Below are 24314 nucleotides of genomic sequence, written 5' to 3'. Positions count from 1 at the left end.
GCTATACATATTTTTTTAATGATTGTAAGGCCGCTTCAATCTTTAACTAAACTATTTTGCTTGCGCATGAAACACAAATTATCCCTACTCGTTTTCCTATTCACTTCTTTAATTGGTTCTGCTCAGGAATCAGTTCCTATAGGAATAGATGATCAAATTGATCAGGCATTTGCACCGGTTTCAACGTTCTTTTCTAATGTTGTTTTCTTCACCATTTTTGATATTCCGTTTGTATTAATTCTTCTTGTTTTTAGCGCCTTATTCTTTACAGTTTATTTTGGTTTTCCCAACTTTAGATATTTCTGGCGTGCCATTCAAACCGTACGTGGTAAATATGAAGATATTGAGAATCACGGTGCTAAAGTTCTTTATGGAGAGGACGGAATCGCAAATGGTGTAGATCTTAATAAAGTTGACATCGAGGAGCATATTGAAGCACTAGATGATGATCTGGCTGTTGATGGCGATATCGTAGATACGATACGTGACGAATCTTCAGCAGGTGAGGTGAGCCACTTTCAAGCACTTGCGACTGCAGTTTCAGGAACTGTTGGAAACGGAAATATCGCCGGTGTAGCTTTAGCTATCGCACTTGGTGGTCCCGGAGCTACTTTCTGGATGATCATCTGCGGACTCTTAGGTATGTCTAGCAAATTTGTTGAATGTACGCTTGGGGTTCAGTACCGAGATGTAGGTGAAGATGGTACCGTTTATGGCGGTCCTATGTTTTACCTGACCAAAGGTTTAAAAGAAAAAGGTTTTGCTACTTTAGGAAAAATTGCAGCAGTTGTTTTTGCTATTTTCTGTATTGGTGGTTCTTTTGGTGGTGGTAATGCCGCGCAAAGTAATCAAGCCACCATTGTAATTAAAGAGCTTTTTAACTTAGAGAGTACAGGTGCAGGATTCTGGATTGGTGTTGTAATTGCAATTTTAGTTGGTGTGATCATCATTGGCGGTATTAAGCGTATCGCACAGGTTACTGAAAAAGTAGTGCCATTTATGGCGGTGATGTATCTGGTAGCTTGCATTTACATCATTGGATTGAATTTTTCTCTGATCGATGATGCAATTGCGCTTATTGTAGAAGAAGCCTTTAATCCTACTGCCTTTGGCGTTGGTTCGGTTATCGGTGTTTTATTAGTTGGATTTAAACGTGCGGCATTTTCTAATGAGGCCGGTGCAGGTTCAGCATCTATTGCGCACTCTGCGGTGCGTACCAAGTATTCTGCAAGTGAAGGTCTTGTGGCCTTGTTAGAACCTTTTATTGATACTGTTGTTATTTGTACTATGACTGCACTCGTGATCATCATTTTTAACTTTGGTGGTTTCTTTGAGTATGGTGGTGATGGCTCTGGTGCAGTGATTATTGATGGCTTATCGTATGAAGGAGCCGGGATCACTTCAAAGGCTTTTGCTGAGTATATTCCTTTTTCAAATATATTCCTGACTGTAGCGGTAGTTTTATTTGCTGTCTCTACGATGATCTCTTGGTCTTACTATGGGATTCAAGCGTGGAAATTCTTATTTGGAAGAGGTAAGGTGGCAGATATGGTTTATAAACTGTTGTTCCTAACTTTTATCGTAATTGGCGCAGCTGCAAACATGAGATCGATCTGGGATTTTTCAGATGCGATGATATTTGCGATGATTTTCCCGAATATGGTAGGTTTATTCTTTTTATTCCCGGTTGTTAAGAAACAACTTAACCGATATCTTGATGCGATCAAATTAAAACGGGAGGCTTTAAAATAATAGAAGGTTACTCGATAATCGAGATTTGACCTTATTGAAACCCCCAAACCGGTAACGGTTTGGGGGTTTGTGTTTTAGGACTTTTGATATTGGTTTTTCAAGTGTAACAAAGGGACTTAAAATACCTCGTGAAAAGAAGTAAAACCTTTTGGTAATATTACTGCGAATTATGCAACGAAATACTATTTTAACGGGCTTTACCTTTGAAAACGCTTAATTTTTTAGCATCTTGCTGCTTTTACTTCAAAAATTTTATTCAAATACAAAAGTACTTATGAAGAAAATTATGTTTTCTATTTGTTGTCTAATGTTTCCTATTATGACGTTTGCTCAGGAAAATATGAGTGTCGGGGAATCAATTAACGCAGCTTTCGAAAAATATACTACCCCTATCGTTGAAACTATAATGTACCCTGTGGTCATTGCCGGAAAAGAATTACCTATCGTAATTCTTATTTTGCTTTTAGGGGCTTTGTTTTTTACACTTTACTTCAAAGGAGTTAATCTAAGATATTTTAAAGACAGTATAAAAACCGCCTGGGGGAAGTATGATGATCTTGATCATTATGTGCCAGCGGAAGAAGAAATTGTTGTTGAAGATGGTAAAGTAAAAGATACTGTAAAGCTTACAGGTGAGGTACAAGGAGAGGTAACGCATTTTCAAGCGTTGACCGCTTCGCTTTCTGCAACTGTTGGTTTGGGGAATATCGCCGGTGTGGCCGTGGCAATTGCCATTGGTGGTCCCGGGGCGACAGTATGGATGATCATTGCAGGGCTTTTAGGGATGGCTTCTAAGTTTGTTGAGTGTACCCTTGGTGTAAAATACCGTGAAGTTGATGAGAACGGTAAAACCTATGGTGGTCCTATGTACTACCTTTCTAAAGGTTTGAATGAGATGAAGATGAAAGGGCTAGGTAAAGTGCTGGCTGTTTTCTTTGCAATTATGTGTATTGGTGCTTCTTTTGGCGGCGGTAATATGTTTCAGTCTAATCAGGCGTCTTCACAGTTGATTCAGATGACTGGTTGGGACAACCCTAATGCAGGTTTATATTTAGGTATTATAATGGCGGTGATCATTGGTTTAGTGATCATCGGTGGAATTAAGCGTATTGGTTCTTTTACAGAAAAAGTGGTTCCTTTTATGGCGATCATTTATGTATTAGCCGGTTTTATCATTATTGCGATCAATATAGATATGGTTGGATTCGCTTTAGGCCAGATTTGGGATGGTGCGATGAACCCTAATGCTGCTTTTGGTGGTGTTGTAGGGGTAATGATTGTTGGGTTTCAGCGTGCGGCATTCTCTAATGAGGCCGGTGTTGGTTCTGCTGCAATCGCGCACTCTGCTGTAAAAACACGCTACCCTGCTAGTGAAGGTTTAACAGCTTCATTAGGTCCGTTTGTTGATACCGTAATTATCTGTACGATGACTGCAATTGTAATCATTATTACAAATGCTAAACACAACTTGTTTACCTACGGAAATCTGGATGCAGCAAGTAATGTGATGCTTAATGAAACCAATGAGCCTATTAATGGTGTAGATCTTACTTCGGTAGCTTTTGATTCTGCAATTCCTTATTTCTCTATTGTTCTTACGATAGCTGTGGTGTTATTTGCAATTTCAACCGCAATCTCTTGGTCATATTACGGACTTCAATCTTGGAAGTTTTTATTCGGAAAAGGAAAAGTAACCGATATTGTATATAAAGTATTGTTCTTGGTTTTTGTAATCGTAGGTGCTTCATCAAGTCTAGGTGCGGTAATCGCTTTCTCTGATGCGATGATATTCGCAATGGTATTTCCTAACATCATTGGGCTTGTGCTCTTGTCTCCAAAAGTTCGGCGAGAACTTCAAGCGTATCTCAATGCGATTAAAATTGGCAGAATGGACGCTGTCATCGACAAAGACTCTAAGAGTACTAAAAAGGCCTCTTAATTTTAATAGCCAATTATGAAACTGAAATCCCACTTCTTTCTGGACAGCAGACAACGGAGTGGGATTTTACTTTTGGTACTCATTCTTATGCTGAGCTGGGGTCTTTATTTATTTAAGAATAGCTTTCGACAAAAGGAAAACGTTTCGGTTATTGAATTAGTAAACTATGAGCAGCGATTAGATTCCTTAGTTCAATTGAAAGAAGAATTGAATAAGCCTGAGGTTTATCCTTTCAATCCTAATTTCATCACTGATTATAAAGGCTATACTTTGGGAATGAATACAGAGGAGATTGATAAGTTATTGCGCTTTCGCGAAAAGAATAATTGGATTAATTCTGCTGAAGATTTTCAAAATGTTACCGGAGTTTCAGATTCGCTTCTGGCTTCAATTTCGCCCTATTTTAAATTCCCTGAATGGGTGACTCAGCCCGCTACTAAAAAAAGAAGGTATTCTACATCTGTTAAACCCAATCCGACAAAGGATTTGAATACTGTTGACTTTAAGGCATTGATAGCTTTGGAGGAGATGAATGAAGACATCGCAAAGCGCATCCTTGCCTACCGAAGAAAGCTTGGTGGATTTTTAGATGATAATCAACTCTATGATGTTTATGGTATTAAAGCATCGCAGGTGAGAAGCGTAAAGGAGGTTTATACGGTGCTTTCAAAACCTGAAATTGTAATGATCGATGTGAACAAGGCCAATGCTTCAGACCTTTCAACTGTTCCATATGTAACTTTTGATATCGCGCGTGATATTATAGATTATAGAACCCTGCACGGGGCGATAACCAACCTTGACGACTTGCTTAAAATAGACGGAATAACCGCATATAAATTAGAGCGAATTAAATTATATTTGTCAACCAATCAAAACTGAGTAGGCTTAAAGATTAAGTAGTTCCTACTGGCAAAACTTCCTTTCCAACTGCCTATTTATTAATTAAAAGAGATTAAATGAACAACGTTTATTTTTCAGAAGAGCATAAGCTCTTTAGAGAAAGTTTGAGAGATTTTTTACAAAAGGAAGTGGTTCCGCATATTGAGAAATGGGAGAAAACGGGCGAGATAGAGCGTTTTATCTGGACCAAAATGGGGGAGATGGGTTACTTTGGTTTGGCCAGTCCTGAAGAATATGGCGGACTAGATCTTGATATTTTTTACACCGTAATTTTTCTTGAAGAGTTGCAGCGTATTAATAGCGGTGGCTTTGCTGCAGCCATGTGGGCTCATGCGTATTTAGCAATGACGCATTTAAAGGCAGAAGGGGATAGCTTTATAAAAGAGAAGTATTTAGCACCCAGCATTACCGGCGAGAAAATAGGGTGTTTGTGTATTACTGAGCCTTTTGGTGGTTCAAATGTTGCCGGTATGCGCAGCACTGCAGTTTTAGAAGGAGATCATTACATTCTTAATGGTTCAAAAACCTTTATCACAAACGGAGTATATTCAGATTACCTAGTGGTAGCCGCTAAAACAAGTCCGGATAAGGGTAATAAAGGATTGAGCATTTTTGTGATTGATCGGGATGCAGAAGGAGTAAGCGCCACTAAGTTGGATAAATTGGGCTGGAGAGCGTCAGATACCGGTGAAATTGCATTTAATGATGTTAAAGTACCTGTTGCAAATTTGATGGGTGAAGAAGATAAAGGTTTCACATATATTATGCAGCACTTTGCTTTGGAGCGTTTGATTATGGGGGTGAATGCACACGCCCGTGCAGAATTTGCTTTAGAATATGCAATGAAATATATGAGTGAGCGAACGGCTTTTGGCAAAACCATAGACCGCTTTCAGGCGCTGCGTCATAGCGTAGCTGAGATGGCGAGTGAGATCGAGATGGTAAAGGCATTTAATTACAGTATAGCACATAACTTAAATACCGGAGACTATGTGGTAAAAGAGGCAAGTATGTCTAAGCTCTTATCTACTAAAATTGCAGATGAGGTTATTTATAAGTGCTTGCAGATGCTGGGTGGTTACGGTTATATGGAAGATTATCCATTGGCGCGTATGTTTAGAGACAGTAGGCTAGGGCCTATTGGCGGCGGTACTTCTGAGATTTTAAAAGAAATTATCGCTAAAATGGTTATCGATAAAAAGGAGTATAAACCGGCTACAAAATAAATATTTCAAAAGCAGCTTGTTAGTTTTAAAGTTTAAACTATCTTTGCGGCCTGAAAACTGAAAAGAATTTTAAAGAAAGGAGGTACCACTATGTTAATTATACCAGTAAAAGACGGAGAAAATATTGATAGAGCGCTGAAGCGTTTTAAAAGAAAATTTGATAGAACGGGAACTATGCGTAAGCTGCGTGATCGTCAAGCTTTCACAAAACCTTCTGTAGAGCGTAGAAGAGAGATTCAGAAAGCGTCTTATATTCAAGGCCTTCGTGATCAAGAGAATATTTAATAATTTCCGTCAGTAAGCGCTTAGCTTGCTATGGTTATTAGCAGAAAGACTAATCCTCTTTCAAAATATTGAATCCGTTAAGATTTCTTAGCGGATTTTTTTATGCCCGAATTTTTGCTGTTGCAAAAGCTATGTTGGTAGTATATAAAACGCATTTAGCTAAAACAATTGCTTTGAATAGAAGAGCGCCTTAAACAAGAGATAATTCTTGTACATTACTTATCTTACTTTAAAATTTGCTCTATGTACTTAAATGCATTTATAGATTATCTCGAATTAGAGCGAAAGTATAGTGCGCACACCGTTCTGGCTTATCAAAAAGATCTGGAGGCTTTTTTTCGTTTCGTGAAAGAGCTTTATGAGGTTGAAGATCCAAAAATGATCAACTATACCTTTGTAAGATCGTGGATTGCACAACTTACCGAAGCCGGAGTATCACACCGAAGCATAAATAGAAAGATTTCCTCTTTAAAAGCCTTTTATAAATTCTTGCTTAAAACCGGCAATATCACGCATTCTCCATTAGCCCAACACAAGTCCCTTAAAATGAAAAAGGAAATCCAAGTACCTTTTTCTGAAGCAGAAGTTGATACGGTTCTTAAAGCACTACAGGCGAGTGAAGAATTTTCAGATTTAAGAGATCTAGCGATTGTTTCTTTGTTTTATGCAACCGGAATGCGAAGAAGTGAATTGATTAATCTTAAAATATCAGATGTAGATTTTAGTGCGCACAACATAAAAGTACTTGGAAAACGTAACAAAGAGCGAATTATTCCATTAATTTTTTGGGTTGAAGAAGGCTTGAAAAAATATCTGGAAGCTCGAGAAAATTATGGGGTTGATAAAAATAATCCGTTTTTATTGCTGACTAATAAGGGTGACAAATTATATGAAACGTTTGTTTACAGAATCATAAATGATTATTTTAGTAAGGTGTCCCAAAAAACTAAAACGAGTCCGCATATGCTTCGGCATACTTTTGCGACTCATTTGCTAAATAATGGGGCCGATTTAAATGCTGTAAAAGAATTATTAGGTCACGCTAGTTTAGCTTCTACTCAAGTTTACACACATACAAGTATTGCAGAGTTGGGAAGAGTCTATAAAAATGCACACCCTCGTAATTTAAAAAAACAGTAGATTTTCAATTAATAGTAACCTTTTAACACGTGGATCTATGAAAGTAAATGTGCAAACACCCCATTTTGTAGCAGATCAAAAACTCATCAACTTCATCCAAAAAAAGATGGATAAGTTGGAAAAATTTTATGATCACATAATTTATGCTGATGTTTTTTTAAAATTAGAAAATACCAGTGATCGACAGAATAAAATTGTCGAAATTTTGCTTAGTGTTCCGGGTAACGAGTTGATAGTGAAAAAACAAGCGAAGTCCTTTGAGGAGGGCGCTGACAATTGTGCACATTCTTTAGAGCGCTTGTTGATGCGACGAAAACAAAAAATTCGTGCTTCAGCGTGAAAAAAAATTGAAAAAAGTTTTGTGAATAGTAAATTTATTCTACATTTGCAGTCCGTTAGAAATAGCGGACTTTTTTATGCCTCACGAGGCGATAAAAAGCCGATGTAGCTCAGCTGGCTAGAGCAGCTGATTTGTAATCAGCAGGTCGTGGGTTCGAGTCCCTCCATCGGCTCTTTTTAAAGCTCATTTAGAGCTTGCGCGGAGCGCAGTCGAAGCGTTTTTTGAAATATTGAAAATACCAATCGGGGAGATACTCAAGCGGCCAACGAGGACAGACTGTAACTCTGTTGTCATTAGACTTCGCAGGTTCGAATCCTGCTCTCCCCACTTTTATTTTGCTAGAATTAAAATTTGTTTTAATTTTGGCGCCCACAATGCGGGAGTAGCTCAGTTGGTAGAGCGTCAGCCTTCCAAGCTGAATGTCGCCGGTTCGAACCCGGTCTCCCGCTCTTAATTATCTTAAATAGATATTTATTTTAACCGAAGTTTTTCGGTTTTGTTTAAACCAAACCTGATAGGCTTTGGTTTTAGTCATTAGATGACTTTTAAAGCCCTTTAGCTGAATAGGTCAGCCCGGGCAATTCAGACTTCGGTCGTTTTGATAGGGTAAATATAAGCCGACGTAGCTCAGGGGTAGAGCGTTTCCTTGGTAAGGAAGAGGCCACGGGTTCAAATCCCGTCGTTGGCTCAACAGCAGTCGCTGCTACTTAAACTAGTACCCTTGGTGCTCGGTTTTTGTGCGTTTTAGAAAACCATATAGCTGCGTATCAGGTAAGTTTAAAAATTGAACACTAATAATAACTAAGATTAAAATTATTTAAATCATGGCAAAGGCAACATTTGATCGTTCCAAACCTCACTTAAATATTGGTACTATAGGGCACGTTGACCACGGTAAAACTACCTTGACTGCTGCTATTACTACTGTACTTGCTAACGCAGGTCTTTCTGAATTAAGAAGTTTTGACTCTATTGACAACGCTCCTGAAGAAAAAGAAAGAGGTATTACTATTAACACTTCTCACGTAGAGTACGCTACAGCTAACCGTCACTACGCACACGTTGACTGTCCAGGTCACGCGGATTACGTAAAGAACATGGTAACTGGTGCTGCTCAAATGGATGGTGCTATTCTTGTTGTTGCTGCAACTGATGGTCCTATGCCACAAACTCGTGAGCACATCCTTCTTGGTCGTCAGGTAGGTATTCCTCGTATCGTTGTTTTCATGAACAAAGTTGATATGGTTGATGATGAAGAGCTTTTGGAGCTTGTTGAGATGGAAGTTAGAGATCTATTGAGCTTCTACGAGTACGACGGTGATAATGGTCCTGTTGTTCAAGGTTCTGCTTTAGGTGCTTTAAATGGTGAGCAAAAGTGGGTTGATAAAGTTATGGAGCTTATGGAAGCTGTTGATAACTGGATTGAACTTCCTGCTCGTGATGTTGATAAGCCTTTCTTGATGCCTATCGAAGATGTATTCTCTATTACTGGTCGTGGTACTGTTGCAACTGGACGTATCGAAACTGGTGTTGCTAACACTGGAGATCCTGTAGAGATCATTGGTATGGGTGCGGAAAAACTTACTTCTACTATTACTGGGGTTGAGATGTTCCGTAAGATATTAGATAGAGGTGAAGCTGGTGATAACGTAGGTATCTTATTGCGTGGTATTGAGAAAACTCAAATCTCTCGTGGTATGGTAATTACTAAGCCTGGTTCTGTAACTCCACACACTAAATTCAAAGCTGAGGTTTATATCCTTAAGAAAGAAGAAGGTGGACGTCACACTCCATTCCACAATAATTACCGTCCACAGTTCTACGTACGTACAACTGATGTTACTGGTAATATTTCTCTTCCTGATGGAGTAGAGATGGTTATGCCTGGAGATAACCTTACAATCACTGTTGAATTGATCAACTCAATCGCAATGAACGTAGGTCTACGTTTCGCTATCCGTGAAGGTGGTAGAACTGTAGGTGCTGGTCAGGTAACTGAAATTCTTGAATAATCACGAATTATAGATTTATAAATTAAGGCGTTCGTGTAAACGAATGCCTTGATTTTTATAATAAAATTTAGGGTTGCTTTTGTGGGAACTCTGGTTTTACGGGTTTAGCTCAGTTGGTAGAGCACTGGTCTCCAAAACCAGGTGTCGGGAGTTCGAGCCTCTCAACCCGTGCAAAACGAAAATCAAATTTTAATTTGATTAGTATTAGTTAGGCTGCTTTTAGGTAGTCGCTAGAAGACAGAGTGTCTTTTTAAAGAGTTAAACGATATGGCTGGATTAATTAATTACCTTCAAGAGTCTTATAACGAATTGAAAAATCACGTTACCTGGACTCCGCTTTCAGAAGCACAACGTCTCACTGTTGTAGTTGTTGTTTTTACAATTGTATTCTCATTAGCGATCTGGGGGGTAGATACAGTGTTTAGTAGAGCAATTAAGGCTTATTTTAATCTGGTAGGAGCTTAAAACAATCACAATGGCTATAGCAAACAATACCAAAGATTGGTACGTGGTAAGGGCCGTAAGTGGTCAGGAGAATAAAGTCAAGGGGTATATCGAGCAAGAAATCTCTCGCTTTAATCTTGAAGATTATATCGAGCAAGTACTTGTGCCTACTGAAAAAGTGGTGCAGATACGCAACGGTAAAAAAATAAATAAAGAGCGTGTTTACTTTCCTGGTTATATAATGATTCACGCGAATCTAGGGGGCGAAGTGACGCACATGATTAAATCAATCAATGGTGTGATTGGGTTTTTGGGCGAGACTAAGGGTGGAGATCCTGTGCCGCTTAGAACTTCTGAGGTGAACAGAATGTTAGGTAAAGTTGATGAGTTGGCTGTTAAAACAGATAACGTTGCAATACCTTTTGTTCTTGGGGAGACTGTAAAAGTGATTGATGGTCCTTTTAATGGTTTTAATGGAACTGTTGAAAAGATCAACGAAGAGAAACGTAAGCTTGAAGTAATGGTAAAGATCTTCGGAAGAAAGACGCCATTAGAATTGAGCTATATGCAAGTTGAGAAAGTATAAGTGTTACACATATATAAGATATCGTTCTTCTGCTTCCACTAAAGAGCATATCAATCTAAATTTTTAAAAATGGCAAAAGAAGTAAGTAAGGTTGTTAAGTTGCAAGTTAAGGGAGGGGCTGCAAACCCTTCTCCCCCAGTTGGACCAGCTTTAGGTGCTGCCGGTGTTAATATCATGGAGTTCTGTAAGCAGTTTAATGCTAGAACTCAAGATAAAGCTGGTAAAGTACTTCCTGTAGTTATTACTGTTTATGGTGATAAGTCTTTTGACTTTGTGGTTAAAACGCCACCTGCTGCCATCCAATTGATGGAAGCAGCTAAGATCAAAGGAGGTTCTGGTGAGCCTAACCGTAAAAAAGTTGCTAGTGTAACTTGGGATCAAATTAGAGCTATCTCTGAAGACAAAATGCCAGATCTAAATGCGTTTACTGTTGAGAGCGCAATGAGAATGGTCGCAGGTACTGCAAGGTCTATGGGAATAACTGTAAAAGGGCAAGCTCCTTTTTAACATCCAAAAAAGCAATTTAAAATGGCAAAAGTAACAAAGAAGCAAAAAGAAGCACGTGCTAAAGTAGATTCTGGTTCTACCTATACCTTAGCAGAAGCTTCAGCTTTAATAAAAGAAGTAAGCAAAGTAAACTTTGATCCTTCTGTTGACTTAGCTGTACGTCTTAATGTAGATCCGCGTAAAGCGAATCAAATGGTTCGTGGAGTAGTAACACTTCCTCACGGAACTGGTAAAGATGTTAAGGTTCTTGCTCTGGTAACTCCAGATAAAGAAGCTGAAGCTAAAGAAGCGGGAGCTGACTTTGTTGGTCTTGATGAATATTTAGAGAAAATCAAAGGCGGTTGGACAGATGTTGACGTTATCGTAACAATGCCAAGTGTTATGGGTAAATTAGGTCCTTTAGGACGTGTATTAGGGCCTCGTGGTCTTATGCCAAACCCTAAAACCGGTACGGTAACTATGGATATCGCTAAAGCAGTATCTGATGTTAAAGCTGGTAAGATTGACTTTAAAGTTGATAAGACAGGTATTGTGCACGCAGCGATTGGTAAGGCGTCTTTTGATGCTGAAAAAATTGCAGCTAACGCAAGAGAATTGATAACCACATTAGTAAAATTGAAGCCTACTGCAGCTAAAGGTGTTTATATTAAAAGCATCTTCATGTCTAGTACTATGAGTCCTAGTGTTGAAGTAGATTCAAAACGTTTTGCTGAGCAGTAAAAGTTAAATTATGACAAGAGAAGAAAAATCACAAGTAATAGAAGATTTGACTGCGCAGTTGGCTGATAGTGCTAATATTTATTTAGCAGATATTTCAGGTCTTAATGCGGACACTACGTCTAAGTTACGTAGAGCTTGTTTTAAGGCAAACGTAAAGCTAGCCGTGGTTAAAAATACATTGCTTGCAAAGGCAATGGAGAGTTCAGAAAAGGATTTTGGAGAATTACCTGAGGTATTAAAAGGGAACACTTCAATTATGCTTTCTGAAACAGGAAATGCGCCAGCTAAGGTAATTAAAGAATTTCGTAAGAAATCTGAAAAACCTTTACTTAAAGGAGCATTTATTGAAGAGGCAATTTACATCGGTGACGATCAGTTAGACGCCCTTGTAGATATCAAGTCAAGAGAAGAGCTTATTGGAGAGATCGTTGGTCTTCTTCAGTCGCCTGCTAAGAACGTTATCAGCGCTCTTAAATCAGGAGGTTCTACAATTGCTGGCCTTGTTAAAACCCTTCAGGAAAGAGAAGGTTAATTAACGTACGCACTTAATAATTTATATAAAGACAATTTTTTTTAAAACGATAGAAAAATGGCAGATTTAAAAGATTTCGCAGAACAACTAGTTAACTTAACAGTAAAAGAAGTAAATGAGTTAGCTACTATTTTAAAAGATGAGTATGGTATCGAGCCTGCAGCTGCTGCAGTTGCTGTTGCTGGTCCTGCTGCTGGTGGTGATGACGCTGGTGAAGAGCAAACTGAATTTGATGTAATCCTTAAAGCCGCTGGTGGTTCTAAACTTGCAGTTGTAAAACTTGTAAAAGAATTAACTGGAGCTGGTCTTAAAGATGCAAAAGAGCTTGTTGACAACGCACCAAGCCCAATCAAAGAAGGTATTGCAAAAGACGAAGCAGAAGCTATCAAATCTCAATTAGAAGAAGCTGGAGCTGAAGTTGAGCTTAAGTAAGCTTAGCTACTATAAATACAAAGGTTTAGGTCTTTTCGATTTATCGAAATGGGCCTAAACCATTTGTCGTATATAAGGTTTTCCTAATATTTACGACTATTATTGCCTTAGATTTCTTATGTTAAGAGGTCTCAGAATCTGAATAAACAGATTCTCAATCTATTTTAATTAAATTCCGTTCGTTGAAGATGCAAGCAAAACAAGCTGAAAGACTGAATTTCTCATCGGTAAAGAACAGACCTGAATACCCTGACTTTTTAGATATTCAGATTAAATCCTTTCAAGATTTCTTTCAATTAGAGACTAAGTCTGAAGAAAGAGGAAATGAAGGACTTTACAATACTTTTCTAGAGAACTTCCCAATTACGGATACCCGTAATAATTTTGTACTAGAATTCTTGGACTACTTTGTAGATCCACCCAGATACTCAATTCAGGAGTGTATCGAGCGAGGCCTTACGTATAGTGTGCCACTTAAAGCTCGTTTAAAATTATACTGTACTGATGAAGAACATGAAGATTTTGAAACCATAGTACAAGATGTTTATCTTGGTACTATTCCTTACATGACACCTAGTGGTACTTTTTGTATCAATGGTGCAGAGCGTGTTGTTGTATCTCAGCTTCACCGTTCGCCAGGTGTTTTCTTCGGGCAGTCTTTTCACGCAAATGGTACTAAGCTTTATTCGGCACGTGTAATCCCTTTTAAAGGATCATGGATTGAATTTGCGACAGATATCAACAGTGTGATGTATGCATATATCGATCGTAAGAAAAAATTACCGGTAACTACTCTTTTCCGTGCAATTGGTTTTGAACGTGATAAAGATATTCTTGAGATTTTTGACCTTGCTGAAGAGGTTAAAGTTTCTAAAACCGGATTAAAGAAATATTTAGGTCGTAAACTCGCTGCACGTGTATTGAACACATGGCACGAAGATTTCGTAGATGAAGATACAGGTGAAGTTGTATCTATTGAGCGTAACGAGATCGTATTAGACCGTGATACTGTTCTTGAGAAAGAACACGTGGATGAAATTTTAGATGCAGGAGCTAAAACAATTCTTCTTCATAAAGAAGATAATCAATTGGCTGACTATGCAATCATTCACAATACACTTCAGAAGGATCCTACTAACTCAGAAAAAGAGGCAGTAGAGCATATTTATCGTCAATTACGTAATGCTGAGCCGCCAGATGAGGAAACAGCACGTGGTATTATCGATAAATTGTTCTTTAGTGATCAGCGTTACAACTTAGGTGAAGTTGGTCGTTACCGAATGAACAAAAAATTAGGTCTTGATATTGGTATGGATAAGCAAGTGCTTACCAAACAAGATATCATTACTATCGTAAAATATTTAATTGAGCTTATCAACTCTAAAGCTGAGATTGATGATATTGATCACCTTTCTAACCGTCGTGTACGTACAGTAGGGGAGCAATTATCTACTCAGTTTGGTGTTGGTTTAGCACGTATGGCGCGTACTATTCGTGAGCGTATGAACGTTCGTGATAATGAGGTATTTACTCCAATTGACTTGATAAATGCGAAAACTCTTTCGTCTGTGATCAACTCTTTCTTTGGTACTAACCAGCTTTCTCAGTTTATGGATCAGACGAATCCTCTTGCAGAGATCACGCACAAGCGTCGTCTTTCGGCATTAGGGCCCGGTGGTCTTTCTCGTGAGCGTGCAGGTTTTGAGGTTCGTGACGTACACTATACACATTACGGTCGTCTTTGCCCTATTGAAACTCCTGAAGGTCCAAACATTGGTTTGATTTCGTCTTTGGCAGTGTATGCTAAGGTTAACAATATGGGCTTCATTGAAACTCCATATCGTACGGTTACCGATGGAAAAATTGACTTAGAGACTAAGCCAAAATATTTAAGTGCAGAGGAAGAAGAGGGGATGTTAATTGCGCAAGCAAATAACCCAATGGATGATTCTGGTAAGATTGAAGAAGAACGCGTAATTGCACGTATGGAAGGTGACTTCCCGGTTGTTGAGCCAAATACAGTTCATTATGCCGATGTTTCTCCAAACCAGATCGCTTCTATTTCGGCTTCTTTAATTCCATTCTTGGAGCATGATGATGCGAACCGTGCATTGATGGGATCAAACATGATGCGTCAGGCAGTACCACTTTTACGCGCAGATTCACCTATTGTAGGTACAGGTCTTGAGCGTCAGGTAGCTTCTGATTCACGTGTATTGATTAATGCTGAAGGTGATGGTGAAGTAGAATATGTGGATGCTAATGAAATTACTATCAAATACGACCGTACTGATGATGAGCGTATGGTAAGTTTTGATGGTGATAGTAAAACCTATCAGTTAATTAAATTCCGTAAGACAAACCAAAGTACTTCGATTAACTTGAAGCCTATCGTAAGAAGAGGTGATCGTGTTAAAAAAGGTCAGGTATTGTGTCAAGGATACGCTACCGAAGCAGGTGAACTTGCACTCGGTAGAAACATGAAAGTAGCCTTCATGCCTTGGAAAGGGTATAACTTTGAGGATGCGATCGTAATTTCTGAGAAAGTTGTACGCGATGACATCTTTACATCTATTCACGTAGATGAGTATTCTTTAGATGTTAGAGATACTAAACTAGGTAATGAGGAATTGACCAATGATATTCCAAACGTTTCAGAAGAGGCTACTAAAGACCTTGATGAAAACGGAATGATCAGAATTGGTGCTGAAGTTAAACCTGGAGATATATTAATTGGTAAGATTACTCCAAAAGGAGAATCAGATCCAACTCCAGAAGAAAAGCTGCTTCGTGCAATCTTTGGTGATAAAGCCGGGGATGTTAAAGATGCTTCGTTAAAAGCTTCTCCATCTTTAAGAGGAGTTGTAATTGACAAGAAGTTATTTGCTCGTGCTATAAAAGATAAGCGCAAGCGTGCTAAAGACAAAGAAGATATCGCTGCATTAGAAGCAGAATACGATCAGAAATTTGATGATCTTAAAGCGATTTTAGTTGACAAACTTTTCCAGTTAGTTAACGGAAAAACTGCTCAAGGTGTTAAGAATGACTTAGGTGAAGAAGTTCTTCCTAAAGGAAAGAAGTTCACGCTTAAGATGCTTAATGCGGTTGAAGATTATACACACTTAAATCAAGGTACTTGGACGACTGATGACGCGACTAATGTATTGATCGCAGATTTATTACATAATTACCGAATCAAAGAAAATGATCTTCAAGGTAATTTACGTCGTGAGAAGTTTACCATTTCTGTCGGGGATGAGCTTCCTGCGGGTATTATCAAACTTGCTAAAGTATACGTTGCTAAAAAACGTAAACTTAAAGTAGGGGATAAGATGGCAGGTCGTCACGGTAACAAAGGTATTGTTGCACGTATTGTACGTCAAGAAGATATGCCTTTCTTAGAAGATGGCACCCCTGTAGATATCGTACTTAACCCACTTGGTGTACCTTCTCGTATGAACATTGGTCAGATTTATGAAACTGTTCTTGGTTGGGCAGGTCAAAAATTAGGTCGTAAGTATGCAACTCCAATTTTTGACGGTGCGACTTTAGATCAGATCAATGAACTTACTGATGAAGCAGGAATCCCAAGATTTGGGCATACGTATCTTTATGATGGAGGTACAGGTGATCGTTTTGATCAGCCTGCAACAGTTGGTGTGATCTATATGCTCAAACTAGGGCATATGGTTGATGATAAGATGCACGCACGTTCTATAGGGCCTTACTCCTTAATTACGCAACAGCCGCTAGGTGGTAAAGCACAGTTTGGTGGTCAGCGTTTTGGTGAGATGGAGGTTTGGGCACTTGAGGCTTATGGAGCTTCTGCTACCCTGCGTGAGATCTTAACCGTGAAGTCTGATGATGTTATTGGTAGAGCTAAAACTTACGAGAGTATCGTAAAAGGAGAGCCAATGCCAGAGCCTGGTTTACCAGAATCGTTCAACGTATTAATGCACGAACTTAAAGGACTTGGACTAGACATTCGTCTAGAAGAATAGATACTGAGGGTTACGCTTCCGCGGAAGCGTAACCTTATTTTAAAAAAGTATCAAGCAGTTAAAAAAGAATAATTTTCGACATAAGGTATTATGGCAAGAGATAATGATAAGAATGCAGTAAAGAGATTTGATCAAATCTCTATTGGTCTTGCATCTCCTGAAGCGATTTTGGCTGAATCGCGCGGAGAGGTGTTAAAACCAGAAACTATAAACTACCGTACGCACAAGCCTGAGCGTGATGGTTTGTTCTGTGAGCGCATCTTTGGTCCTGTAAAGGATTATGAGTGTGCTTGTGGAAAATATAAGCGTATACGCTATAAAGGCATTGTTTGTGACCGTTGTGGTGTAGAAGTTACTGAGAAAAAAGTACGTAGAGATCGTGTTGGGCACATCAATCTTGTAGTGCCTGTTGCACACATCTGGTACTTTAGAAGTTTGCCAAATAAAATAGGGTATCTTTTAGGTCTTCCGTCTAAGAAATTAGATATGATTATCTATTACGAGCGCTACGTAGTTATTCAGCCTGGTATAGCTAAGAATGAAGAAGGAGAGGAGCTTAAGAAGATGGACTTCCTTACGGAAGAAGAATACCTAAACGTTCTTGAGTCTATTCCTCAAGAAAATATGTACTTAGAAGATAGCGATCCAAATAAGTTTATCGCTAAAATGGGTGCAGAATGTCTAGTTGATTTATTAAGACGTATTGATCTTAATGAATTGTCTTATGATTTGCGTCATAAAGCAAACAACGAGACTTCAAAACAACGTAAAACCGAAGCATTAAAGCGTCTTCAGGTTGTAGAATCTCTGCGTGATGCTAATAAGAATCGCGAGAATCTACCTGAGTGGATGATTATGAAAGTGGTTCCTGTAATTCCACCAGAATTACGTCCACTTGTGCCACTTGATGGTGGTCGTTTTGCGACTTCAGATTTAAATGACCTTTACCGTCGTGTGATCATTCGTAACAACCGTTTGAAGCGTTTGATGGAAATCAAAGCTCCAGAGGTAATTTTGCGTAATGAGAAGCGTATGCTTCAAGAAGCGGTAGATTCACTATTTGATAATACTCGTAAATCTTCAGCGGTAAAAACCGACTCAAACCGTCCTTTAAAATCACTTTCTGATTCCTTAAAAGGTAAGCAAGGTCGTTTCCGTCAAAACTTACTTGGTAAGCGTGTAGATTATTCTGCGCGTTCGGTAATTGTTGTTGGACCAGAATTAAAACTTTATGAGTGTGGTCTGCCTAAAGATATGGCAGCAGAACTTTACAAGCCTTTCGTGATCAGAAAATTGATTGAAAGAGGAATTGTAAAAACTGTAAAGTCTGCTAAAAAGATTATAGATAAGAAAGAGCCAGTAGTTTGGGATATCTTAGAGAATGTTCTTAAAGGACACCCGGTATTGCTAAACCGTGCTCCTACGCTTCACCGTTTAGGTATTCAGGCATTTCAGCCTAAACTTATTGAAGGTAAGGCGATTCAGCTTCACCCATTAGTGTGTACGGCATTTAACGCCGACTTTGATGGTGACCAGATGGCGGTTCACTTACCATTAGGTCCTGAAGCGATCTTAGAAGCGCAAATGTTAATGCTTGCTTCAAACAATATTCTTAACCCTGCTAACGGTGCTCCTATTACAGTACCTTCTCAGGATATGGTATTGGGTCTATATTATATGACTAAAGCACGTAAGAGTACTCCTGAGCATCCTATTTTAGGAGAAGGAATTACTTTTTACAGTGCAGAAGAAGTTGTTATTGCGCACAACCAAAAGCGTGTAAATATTAACGCTAACATTAAAATACGTACTAAAGATTTCAATGAGAACGGTGAGTTAGTTTACCAAATCATCGATACTACAGTGGGGCGTGTATTATTTAATGAAAGCGTACCGGAAGAGTGTGGGTACATCAACGAAGTATTGACTAAAAAGTCACTTAGAGATGTTATCGCACGTATTCTAAAATTAACCAGTGTTCCGCGTACTGCTGAGTTCCTTGACAGTATCAAGACACTAGGATATACTTTCGCATTTAGAGGTGGATTGTCGTTCTCACTTGGGGATATTATTATTCCTGCTGAGAAATACGAAATGATCGAAGAGGCGAATACTCAGGTAGACGGAATTATGTCTAGCTACAACATGGGTCTTATTACAAACTCTGAACGTTACAACCAGGTAATTGATGTTTGGACATCAACTAACGCATCGTTGACTGAATTGTCTATGAAGCGTATCCGTGAGGATCAGCAAGGGTTTAACTCGGTGTTTATGATGCTAGACTCTGGAGCTCGTGGTTCTAAGGAGCAGATTCGTCAGTTGACCGGTATGCGTGGTTTGATGGCTAAGCCTAAAAAATCTAACGATGGTGGTGGTGCAATTATTGAAAACCCGATTCTTTCTAACTTTAAAGAAGGGTTATCAATTCTTGAATACTTTATCTCAACGCACGGTGCTCGTAAGGGTCTTGCGGATACGGCACTTAAAACGGCAGATGCGGGTTACTTAACACGTCGTCTGGTTGATGTATCTCAAGATGTAATTGTAAACAGTGAAGATTGTGGTACATTAAGAGGTGTTGAAGTTTCTGCGCTTAAGAAGAATGAGGAAATCGTTGAAACACTTGAGGCTCGTATCATTGGTCGTATTGCGTTAAACGATGTGGTTAACCCGCTAAACAGTGAAGTTATTGTTGAGGCTGGTGCAGAAATTACTGAAGAATTAGGTGCTGAGATTTCTAAAGCTCCAATCGAAAGTGTTGAAGTACGTTCTCCGTTAACTTGTGAAGCTAGTAAAGGTATTTGTGCTAAATGTTACGGTCGTAACCTAGCAACCAATAAAATGGTTCAGATGGGTGAGGCTGTTGGTGTTGTTGCTGCTCAGTCAATTGGTGAGCCGGGTACTCAGCTTACACTACGTACCTTCCACGTTGGGGGTATTGCGGGTAACATTTCTGAGGAAAACAAAGTGGTTTCTAAATTTGATGGTCGCCTTGAGATTGAAGATCTTAAGACTGTTGAAGGGGAAGCTCCTGATGGTTCAACTTCACAAATCGTTATCTCTCGTACTTCTGAAGCAAAAATTGTTGATGCTAAAACCGGAATCTTATTAAGTACTAATAACATTCCTTATGGTTCTCAACTCTTTATGAAGGATGGAGACAAAGTAGCAAAAGGAGATACGATCTGTACTTGGGATCCATTTAACGGTGTGATTATTTCAGAATTCGCCGGTAAGATCAAGTATGAGAATATAGAGCAAGGGGTTACTTACCAAGTAGAGACTGATGAACAAACCGGTTTCCAAGAGAAAGTAATTTCAGAATCTCGTAACAAACGAATGATTCCTACCTTACATATTATGGGTAAAAAAGACGAAGTAATTCGTTCTTATAACTTACCTGTAGGTGCACACTTGATGGTAGATGATGATGAGAAAATAAAAATAGGTAAGATTCTTGTTAAGATTCCTCGTAAGTCTGCAAAAGCAGGGGATATTACAGGGGGTCTTCCACGTGTAACCGAATTATTTGAAGCACGTAATCCTTCAAATCCTGCTGTGGTAAGTGAGATTGATGGTGTTGTTTCTTTCGGTAAAATCAAGCGTGGTAACCGTGAGATTATCGTTGAATCTAAACTTGGTGAGGTTAAGAAATACTTAGTGAAGTTATCTAACCAGATTCTTGTTCAGGAAAATGACTTTGTGAGAGCTGGAATGCCACTATCTGATGGTTCTGTAACTCCAGAGGATATCTTAGCGATTAAAGGACCTTCAGCGGTTCAGCAGTACTTAGTAAATGAAGTACAAGAAGTTTATCGTTTACAGGGTGTGAAAATTAACGACAAGCATTTTGAAGTAGTTGTACGTCAAATGATGCGTAAAGTTAGAATTCAAGATCCTGGTGACACTATTTTCTTAGAGAATCAATTGGTTCATAAAGATGATTTCATCACTGAGAATGATGCAATCTTCGGAATGAAAGTTATTGAAGATGCAGGTGATTCTGAAACGCTTAAAGCAGGACAAATCATTTCACCTCGTGAATTACGCGATGAGAATTCAATCTTGAGAAGAGAAGATAAAAATCTTGCTACTGCTCGTGATGTTGTAGCTGCTACGGCAACTCCGGTATTACAGGGTATTACAAGAGCTTCGCTTCAGACTAAATCATTCATCTCGGCTGCTTCCTTCCAGGAAACAACTAAAGTACTTAACGAAGCTGCGGTAAGTGGTAAGGTTGATACTTTAGAGGGGCTTAAGGAAAATGTAATTGTAGGTCATAGAATTCCTGCAGGTACAGGTTTACGTAGATACGATAAGATTATCGTAGGAAGTAAGCAAGAGCTTGAAGAACTCAATGCTGCTCGAGAAGAGGTAAATTTTAATTAATAATTTATATCAAAAACAGCTTCAGAAATGAAGCTGTTTTTTTATACCTAATAGGGAAAGATGACTGAAGATGAAAAAAATAAAAATGGGCAATTAAATATTGAGCTTGATGAGAATGTTGCGCAAGGTCAATATTCTAATTTGGCTATAATTAATCATTCGGTTTCAGAATTTGTGGTTGATTTTATCAACATCATGCCGGGAACTCCTAAGAGTAAAGTGAAGTCACGCATTATTCTAACTCCACAACACGCTAAGAGACTTGCCAAGGCGTTACAGGAAAATGTAAAGCGTTTTGAAAAGGCTCACGGTGAAATCAAAGATTATGAAAAGCAACCCATACCATTGAATTTTGGTCCGACAGGGCAGGCTTAATTAAAAGTTGATTAATGATCAAAATAGAAAAACCTGAGATTATTCTCAGGTTTTTCTATTTTATAGAGTCAATCTTTCTGGATGTTGAATATATATAAGCTCGCTTTATAGTGTAATGATTTTAGAACGCATACGAGCCCGTTTAAACTGTCTTTGCAGTTTAATTATCAACTATTGCATCGTTGAATTCAAAAGGGTTTAAAAGTCCTTATTTGAACTCAGACACGAAATGCAACTTCACATTTGGATATTTTTGTTGAGTCATTTGTAGTGTAAATGGGGAATCAGCTAAAAATACTAATTGTCCTCTTTTATCTTTAGCCATAAAGCGTTGCTTTACTCGTAAGAATTCTTTGAACTCCTCACTTTTTGGATCCTTAGGTTCTACCCAGCAGGCCTTGTGTACGCTTAAGGGTTCGTAGGTGCATTTAGCCCCATATTCGTGCTCCAATCGATATTGAATAACTTCGTATTGAAGTGCGCCCACCGTACCAATTACCTTTCTACCGTTAAGTTCTAGTGTAAAGAGCTGGGCAACGCCTTCGTCCATTAATTGGTCGATTCCCTTTTCTAACTGCTTAGATTTCATAGGGTCTGCGTTATTGATATACCTAAAATGTTCTGGAGAGAACGCAGGAATTCCTTTGTAATGAATCTCTTCCCCTTGCGTTAAGGTGTCTCCAATTTTAAAGTTTCCGGTGTCGTGAAGTCCAACAATATCACCGGGATAGGAAATATCAACGATTTCTTTCCGCTCTGCGAAAAATGCATTGGGACTTGAAAACTTTAATTTTTTGCCATTTCGCACGTGTAAATAGGGCGTGTTTCGCTCAAATACTCCAGATACGATTTTCACAAAGGCTAATCTGTCGCGGTGTTTAGGATCCATATTGGCGTGGATTTTAAACACAAAACCTGTGAAGTCCTTTTCTTCAGGTTTTACAATACGCTCTTCACTTTCTTTTGGTCGAGGAGGTGGTGCTATAGAAATAAAGCAATCAAGTAGTTCGCGTACGCCAAAATTATTTAAAGCAGAACCAAAAAATACAGGTTGTTGTTCGGCTTTTGAATAATCTTGTTGATCAAAATCAGGATAAACACCGGTTACTAATTCTAATTCTTCACGTAATGTTTCGGCAGACTCGCTGCCAATCAGTTTATCGAGTTCTGTTGAACTTATATCTTCAATCTCAATGGTTTCTTCAATGTTTTTTCGGCTGTCACCACTAAATAGATTGACGTTCTTTTCCCAAATATTGTAAATTCCTTTAAAGTCATATCCCATACCAATAGGAAAGCTTAGAGGAGTTACGTTAAGATCTAATTTTTGCTCAATTTCATCTAAAAGTTCAAATGCATCTTTTCCTTCACGATCAAGTTTATTTACGAAGACAATCATTGGTATTTTACGCATTCTACAAACCTGAACTAATTTTTCAGTTTGTTCCTCAACCCCTTTTGCAACATCGATAACTACGATCACACTATCAACAGCGGTTAAGGTTCTGAAAGTATCTTCGGCAAAATCCTTGTGACCGGGAGTATCAAGAATATTTATTTTAGTACCGTTATATTCAAAAGCCAGCACAGAAGTCGCTACCGAAATCCCACGCTGACGTTCAATTTCCATAAAGTCGCTGGTAGCTCCTTTTTTTATTTTGTTCGATTTTACTGCGCCAGCTTCTTGAATCGCTCCACCAAAAAGTAATAATTTTTCAGTAAGTGTGGTTTTACCGGCGTCAGGGTGAGAAATGATACCAAACGTACGTCTACGGGCAATCTCTTTTTTAATACTCATAACTCCAAATTTAAGTCGGCAAATATAAGCTTTGCCTACTTAATTAAAGATTTATTCTTGTTGATCTAAGTATTGTTGTATGATGGTTTTGAAGACTGTGAGCTTATGATTTTAGTTGTGATTTGTAGGATTAAACTTGTATAATTTAGGGTTAGGCGGTGTTTGTAGCGGTTTTTTATCGATGATATTGTGTTTATATCTAAAATAGATGTGTTAAGCTCTAAGCAGGTAAAACGATTAATATCTTTGTTATCCCAACTTAAATACGTTCTTAAATTCGCTTCAATATATATTTATTGAGTCAGAGTGTATTAAGTTGAATCTTCCCCTAAGGTAAAAGGATTTTGCTGTAATCATTTTGAGTAAAATTTCAATAGAAATATATGTTGTTTTGAAACATTTAGTTCTATCAATACGTATACTCGACGATTTATATCAATAAACCATGATAAACAATACCTTGCCTAACTTTTTAACTTCTTTTCCTAGATTAACCATCTTAATTACATTGTTGACGGTATTTGCGAGTGAGACGCACGCGCAATCGTCTGTTTCTATGACTTACAGCAGGGATTTAGATCATGCTTTGTCAGAAACAATTCAATATTACACTGTAGAAGTAAGCAATCTTAATAGTAGTAAGACGACTTATGAGTTGACAGCTACGTTAGTAGATTGTAATGATGGAAGTTTAGTAGATAAAGAAGTTCAATTTGAACTTAATTCGGAAGCTGGTGCTGTAATTAATTCAATCACCGTTGATGCAGCATCCAAAGCTACATTTACTTTAAAAACGACTAAAATTGATCTTGATACAACTTCTTGGAGTTGTGTTGAAATCCAACTTATACCGAAGGGAGGATCGCGCTCTCAAGGAGGTTCTGTTGTTATAAAACAATTGAATCCCGGTAATTCCAACTCCAAATAGAT

The 24314-nt window shown here is 38.5% G+C and carries 19 protein-coding genes and 5 tRNA genes; 23 read left to right on the top strand and 1 reads right to left on the bottom strand.

What is annotated here, in order from left to right; translation table 11 throughout:
• The first annotated feature begins 66 nt into the window (after nucleotides 1-66).
• From LDL79_RS03240 to LDL79_RS03135, 22 genes are all read left to right on the top strand, one after another.
• Entirely contained in the window at nucleotides 67-1752 is a 1686-nt protein-coding gene (locus tag LDL79_RS03240) for an alanine/glycine:cation symporter family protein (RefSeq protein WP_225599133.1), read from the top strand.
• 274 nt (nucleotides 1753-2026) lie between these two features.
• A complete protein-coding gene (locus tag LDL79_RS03235; protein ID WP_167597839.1) occupies nucleotides 2027-3691 on the top strand; it encodes an alanine/glycine:cation symporter family protein in 1665 nt (554 codons plus the stop codon).
• Nucleotides 3692-3706: 15 nt separating this feature from the next.
• Entirely contained in the window at nucleotides 3707-4573 is an 867-nt protein-coding gene (locus tag LDL79_RS03230; protein ID WP_225599132.1) for a ComEA family DNA-binding protein, read from the top strand.
• A 77-nt stretch (nucleotides 4574-4650) separates the two neighbouring features.
• Nucleotides 4651-5820 carry an acyl-CoA dehydrogenase family protein gene (locus LDL79_RS03225; protein WP_225599131.1) on the top strand — a complete coding sequence of 390 codons (1170 nt, stop codon included), beginning with the start codon at nucleotides 4651-4653 and terminating at the stop codon, nucleotides 5818-5820.
• 90 nt (nucleotides 5821-5910) lie between these two features.
• Nucleotides 5911-6105 (top strand): 30S ribosomal protein S21, encoded by a 195-nt coding sequence (rpsU, locus tag LDL79_RS03220; protein WP_009781174.1) that lies wholly within the window; start codon nucleotides 5911-5913, stop codon nucleotides 6103-6105.
• Nucleotides 6106-6348: 243 nt separating this feature from the next.
• Nucleotides 6349-7245, top strand: a complete 897-nt coding sequence (locus LDL79_RS03215; RefSeq protein ID WP_225599130.1) for a tyrosine-type recombinase/integrase — start codon at nucleotides 6349-6351, stop codon at nucleotides 7243-7245.
• Nucleotides 7246-7282: 37 nt separating this feature from the next.
• Nucleotides 7283-7585 carry a ribosome hibernation-promoting factor, HPF/YfiA family gene (hpf, locus tag LDL79_RS03210; RefSeq protein ID WP_072983797.1) on the top strand — a complete coding sequence of 101 codons (303 nt, stop codon included), beginning with the start codon at nucleotides 7283-7285 and terminating at the stop codon, nucleotides 7583-7585.
• Between the two features lie 98 nt (nucleotides 7586-7683).
• Nucleotides 7684-7757: transfer RNA gene (locus tag LDL79_RS03205), tRNA-Thr, on the top strand.
• A 72-nt stretch (nucleotides 7758-7829) separates the two neighbouring features.
• A tRNA-Tyr gene (locus LDL79_RS03200) sits at nucleotides 7830-7912 on the top strand.
• Between the two features lie 49 nt (nucleotides 7913-7961).
• Nucleotides 7962-8034, top strand: a tRNA-Gly gene (locus LDL79_RS03195).
• Nucleotides 8035-8201: 167 nt separating this feature from the next.
• Nucleotides 8202-8273 (top strand) — tRNA-Thr (locus LDL79_RS03190).
• Nucleotides 8274-8409: 136 nt separating this feature from the next.
• The gene (gene tuf / locus LDL79_RS03185; protein ID WP_072983799.1) at nucleotides 8410-9597 is read left to right on the top strand and encodes an elongation factor Tu; all 1188 of its coding nucleotides are present in this window, start codon (nucleotides 8410-8412) and stop codon (nucleotides 9595-9597) included.
• Between the two features lie 98 nt (nucleotides 9598-9695).
• Nucleotides 9696-9768, top strand: a tRNA-Trp gene (locus LDL79_RS03180).
• Nucleotides 9769-9864: 96 nt separating this feature from the next.
• A complete protein-coding gene (gene secE / locus LDL79_RS03175) occupies nucleotides 9865-10062 on the top strand; it encodes a preprotein translocase subunit SecE (RefSeq protein ID WP_072983801.1) in 198 nt (65 codons plus the stop codon).
• A gap of 10 nt (nucleotides 10063-10072) precedes the next feature.
• On the top strand, nucleotides 10073-10627 hold the full coding sequence (gene nusG, locus LDL79_RS03170; protein ID WP_009781169.1) for a transcription termination/antitermination protein NusG: 555 nt from the start codon (nucleotides 10073-10075) through the stop codon (nucleotides 10625-10627).
• Between the two features lie 69 nt (nucleotides 10628-10696).
• Nucleotides 10697-11134, top strand: a complete 438-nt coding sequence (gene rplK / locus LDL79_RS03165; protein WP_009781168.1) for a 50S ribosomal protein L11 — start codon at nucleotides 10697-10699, stop codon at nucleotides 11132-11134.
• A 21-nt stretch (nucleotides 11135-11155) separates the two neighbouring features.
• Entirely contained in the window at nucleotides 11156-11854 is a 699-nt protein-coding gene (gene rplA / locus LDL79_RS03160) for a 50S ribosomal protein L1 (RefSeq protein ID WP_072983803.1), read from the top strand.
• A gap of 10 nt (nucleotides 11855-11864) precedes the next feature.
• On the top strand, nucleotides 11865-12386 hold the full coding sequence (gene rplJ / locus LDL79_RS03155; RefSeq protein ID WP_072983805.1) for a 50S ribosomal protein L10: 522 nt from the start codon (nucleotides 11865-11867) through the stop codon (nucleotides 12384-12386).
• A gap of 57 nt (nucleotides 12387-12443) precedes the next feature.
• Nucleotides 12444-12818 (top strand): 50S ribosomal protein L7/L12, encoded by a 375-nt coding sequence (rplL, locus tag LDL79_RS03150; protein WP_072983806.1) that lies wholly within the window; start codon nucleotides 12444-12446, stop codon nucleotides 12816-12818.
• Nucleotides 12819-13006: 188 nt separating this feature from the next.
• Nucleotides 13007-16819 (top strand): DNA-directed RNA polymerase subunit beta, encoded by a 3813-nt coding sequence (gene rpoB, locus LDL79_RS03145; RefSeq protein WP_072983807.1) that lies wholly within the window; start codon nucleotides 13007-13009, stop codon nucleotides 16817-16819.
• A 90-nt stretch (nucleotides 16820-16909) separates the two neighbouring features.
• Nucleotides 16910-21211 carry a DNA-directed RNA polymerase subunit beta' gene (gene rpoC, locus LDL79_RS03140; protein ID WP_072983809.1) on the top strand — a complete coding sequence of 1434 codons (4302 nt, stop codon included), beginning with the start codon at nucleotides 16910-16912 and terminating at the stop codon, nucleotides 21209-21211.
• Between the two features lie 60 nt (nucleotides 21212-21271).
• Nucleotides 21272-21586 carry a DUF3467 domain-containing protein gene (locus LDL79_RS03135; protein ID WP_072983811.1) on the top strand — a complete coding sequence of 105 codons (315 nt, stop codon included), beginning with the start codon at nucleotides 21272-21274 and terminating at the stop codon, nucleotides 21584-21586.
• A gap of 208 nt (nucleotides 21587-21794) precedes the next feature.
• On the opposite strand, the gene LDL79_RS03130 is transcribed toward LDL79_RS03135, so the two are convergent.
• On the bottom strand, nucleotides 21795-23384 hold the full coding sequence (locus LDL79_RS03130) for a peptide chain release factor 3 (RefSeq protein ID WP_167597835.1): 1590 nt from the start codon (nucleotides 23382-23384) through the stop codon (nucleotides 21795-21797).
• Nucleotides 23385-23829: 445 nt separating this feature from the next.
• On the opposite strand from LDL79_RS03130, the gene LDL79_RS03125 reads away from it, so the two are divergent.
• Nucleotides 23830-24312 carry a hypothetical protein gene (locus LDL79_RS03125; RefSeq protein WP_225599129.1) on the top strand — a complete coding sequence of 161 codons (483 nt, stop codon included), beginning with the start codon at nucleotides 23830-23832 and terminating at the stop codon, nucleotides 24310-24312.
• The last annotated feature ends 2 nt before the right edge of the window (nucleotides 24313-24314 follow it).

The sequence above is a fragment of the Leeuwenhoekiella palythoae genome (assembly GCF_020310025.1).
Taxonomy (GTDB): Bacteria; Bacteroidota; Bacteroidia; order Flavobacteriales; family Flavobacteriaceae; genus Leeuwenhoekiella; species Leeuwenhoekiella palythoae.
The sequence above is the reverse complement of the archived record's forward strand: the minus strand, read 5'-3'. Positions and strand labels throughout refer to the sequence as shown.

Coding starts and splice junctions, on each gene's coding strand:
- LDL79_RS03235 (WP_167597839.1), top strand. CDS start 2,027: ATGAAGAAAATTATGTTTTCTATTTGTTGTCTAATGTTTCCTATTATG.
- LDL79_RS03130 (WP_167597835.1), bottom strand. CDS start 23,384: ATGAGTATTAAAAAAGAGATTGCCCGTAGACGTACGTTTGGTATCATT.
- rplJ (WP_072983805.1), top strand. CDS start 11,865: ATGACAAGAGAAGAAAAATCACAAGTAATAGAAGATTTGACTGCGCAG.
- LDL79_RS03125 (WP_225599129.1), top strand. CDS start 23,830: ATGATAAACAATACCTTGCCTAACTTTTTAACTTCTTTTCCTAGATTA.
- hpf (WP_072983797.1), top strand. CDS start 7,283: ATGAAAGTAAATGTGCAAACACCCCATTTTGTAGCAGATCAAAAACTC.
- rpoC (WP_072983809.1), top strand. CDS start 16,910: ATGGCAAGAGATAATGATAAGAATGCAGTAAAGAGATTTGATCAAATC.
- LDL79_RS03215 (WP_225599130.1), top strand. CDS start 6,349: ATGTACTTAAATGCATTTATAGATTATCTCGAATTAGAGCGAAAGTAT.
- rpsU (WP_009781174.1), top strand. CDS start 5,911: ATGTTAATTATACCAGTAAAAGACGGAGAAAATATTGATAGAGCGCTG.
- rplK (WP_009781168.1), top strand. CDS start 10,697: ATGGCAAAAGAAGTAAGTAAGGTTGTTAAGTTGCAAGTTAAGGGAGGG.
- LDL79_RS03230 (WP_225599132.1), top strand. CDS start 3,707: ATGAAACTGAAATCCCACTTCTTTCTGGACAGCAGACAACGGAGTGGG.
- rplA (WP_072983803.1), top strand. CDS start 11,156: ATGGCAAAAGTAACAAAGAAGCAAAAAGAAGCACGTGCTAAAGTAGAT.
- secE (WP_072983801.1), top strand. CDS start 9,865: ATGGCTGGATTAATTAATTACCTTCAAGAGTCTTATAACGAATTGAAA.
- nusG (WP_009781169.1), top strand. CDS start 10,073: ATGGCTATAGCAAACAATACCAAAGATTGGTACGTGGTAAGGGCCGTA.
- tuf (WP_072983799.1), top strand. CDS start 8,410: ATGGCAAAGGCAACATTTGATCGTTCCAAACCTCACTTAAATATTGGT.
- LDL79_RS03225 (WP_225599131.1), top strand. CDS start 4,651: ATGAACAACGTTTATTTTTCAGAAGAGCATAAGCTCTTTAGAGAAAGT.
- LDL79_RS03240 (WP_225599133.1), top strand. CDS start 67: ATGAAACACAAATTATCCCTACTCGTTTTCCTATTCACTTCTTTAATT.
- rpoB (WP_072983807.1), top strand. CDS start 13,007: ATGCAAGCAAAACAAGCTGAAAGACTGAATTTCTCATCGGTAAAGAAC.
- rplL (WP_072983806.1), top strand. CDS start 12,444: ATGGCAGATTTAAAAGATTTCGCAGAACAACTAGTTAACTTAACAGTA.
- LDL79_RS03135 (WP_072983811.1), top strand. CDS start 21,272: ATGACTGAAGATGAAAAAAATAAAAATGGGCAATTAAATATTGAGCTT.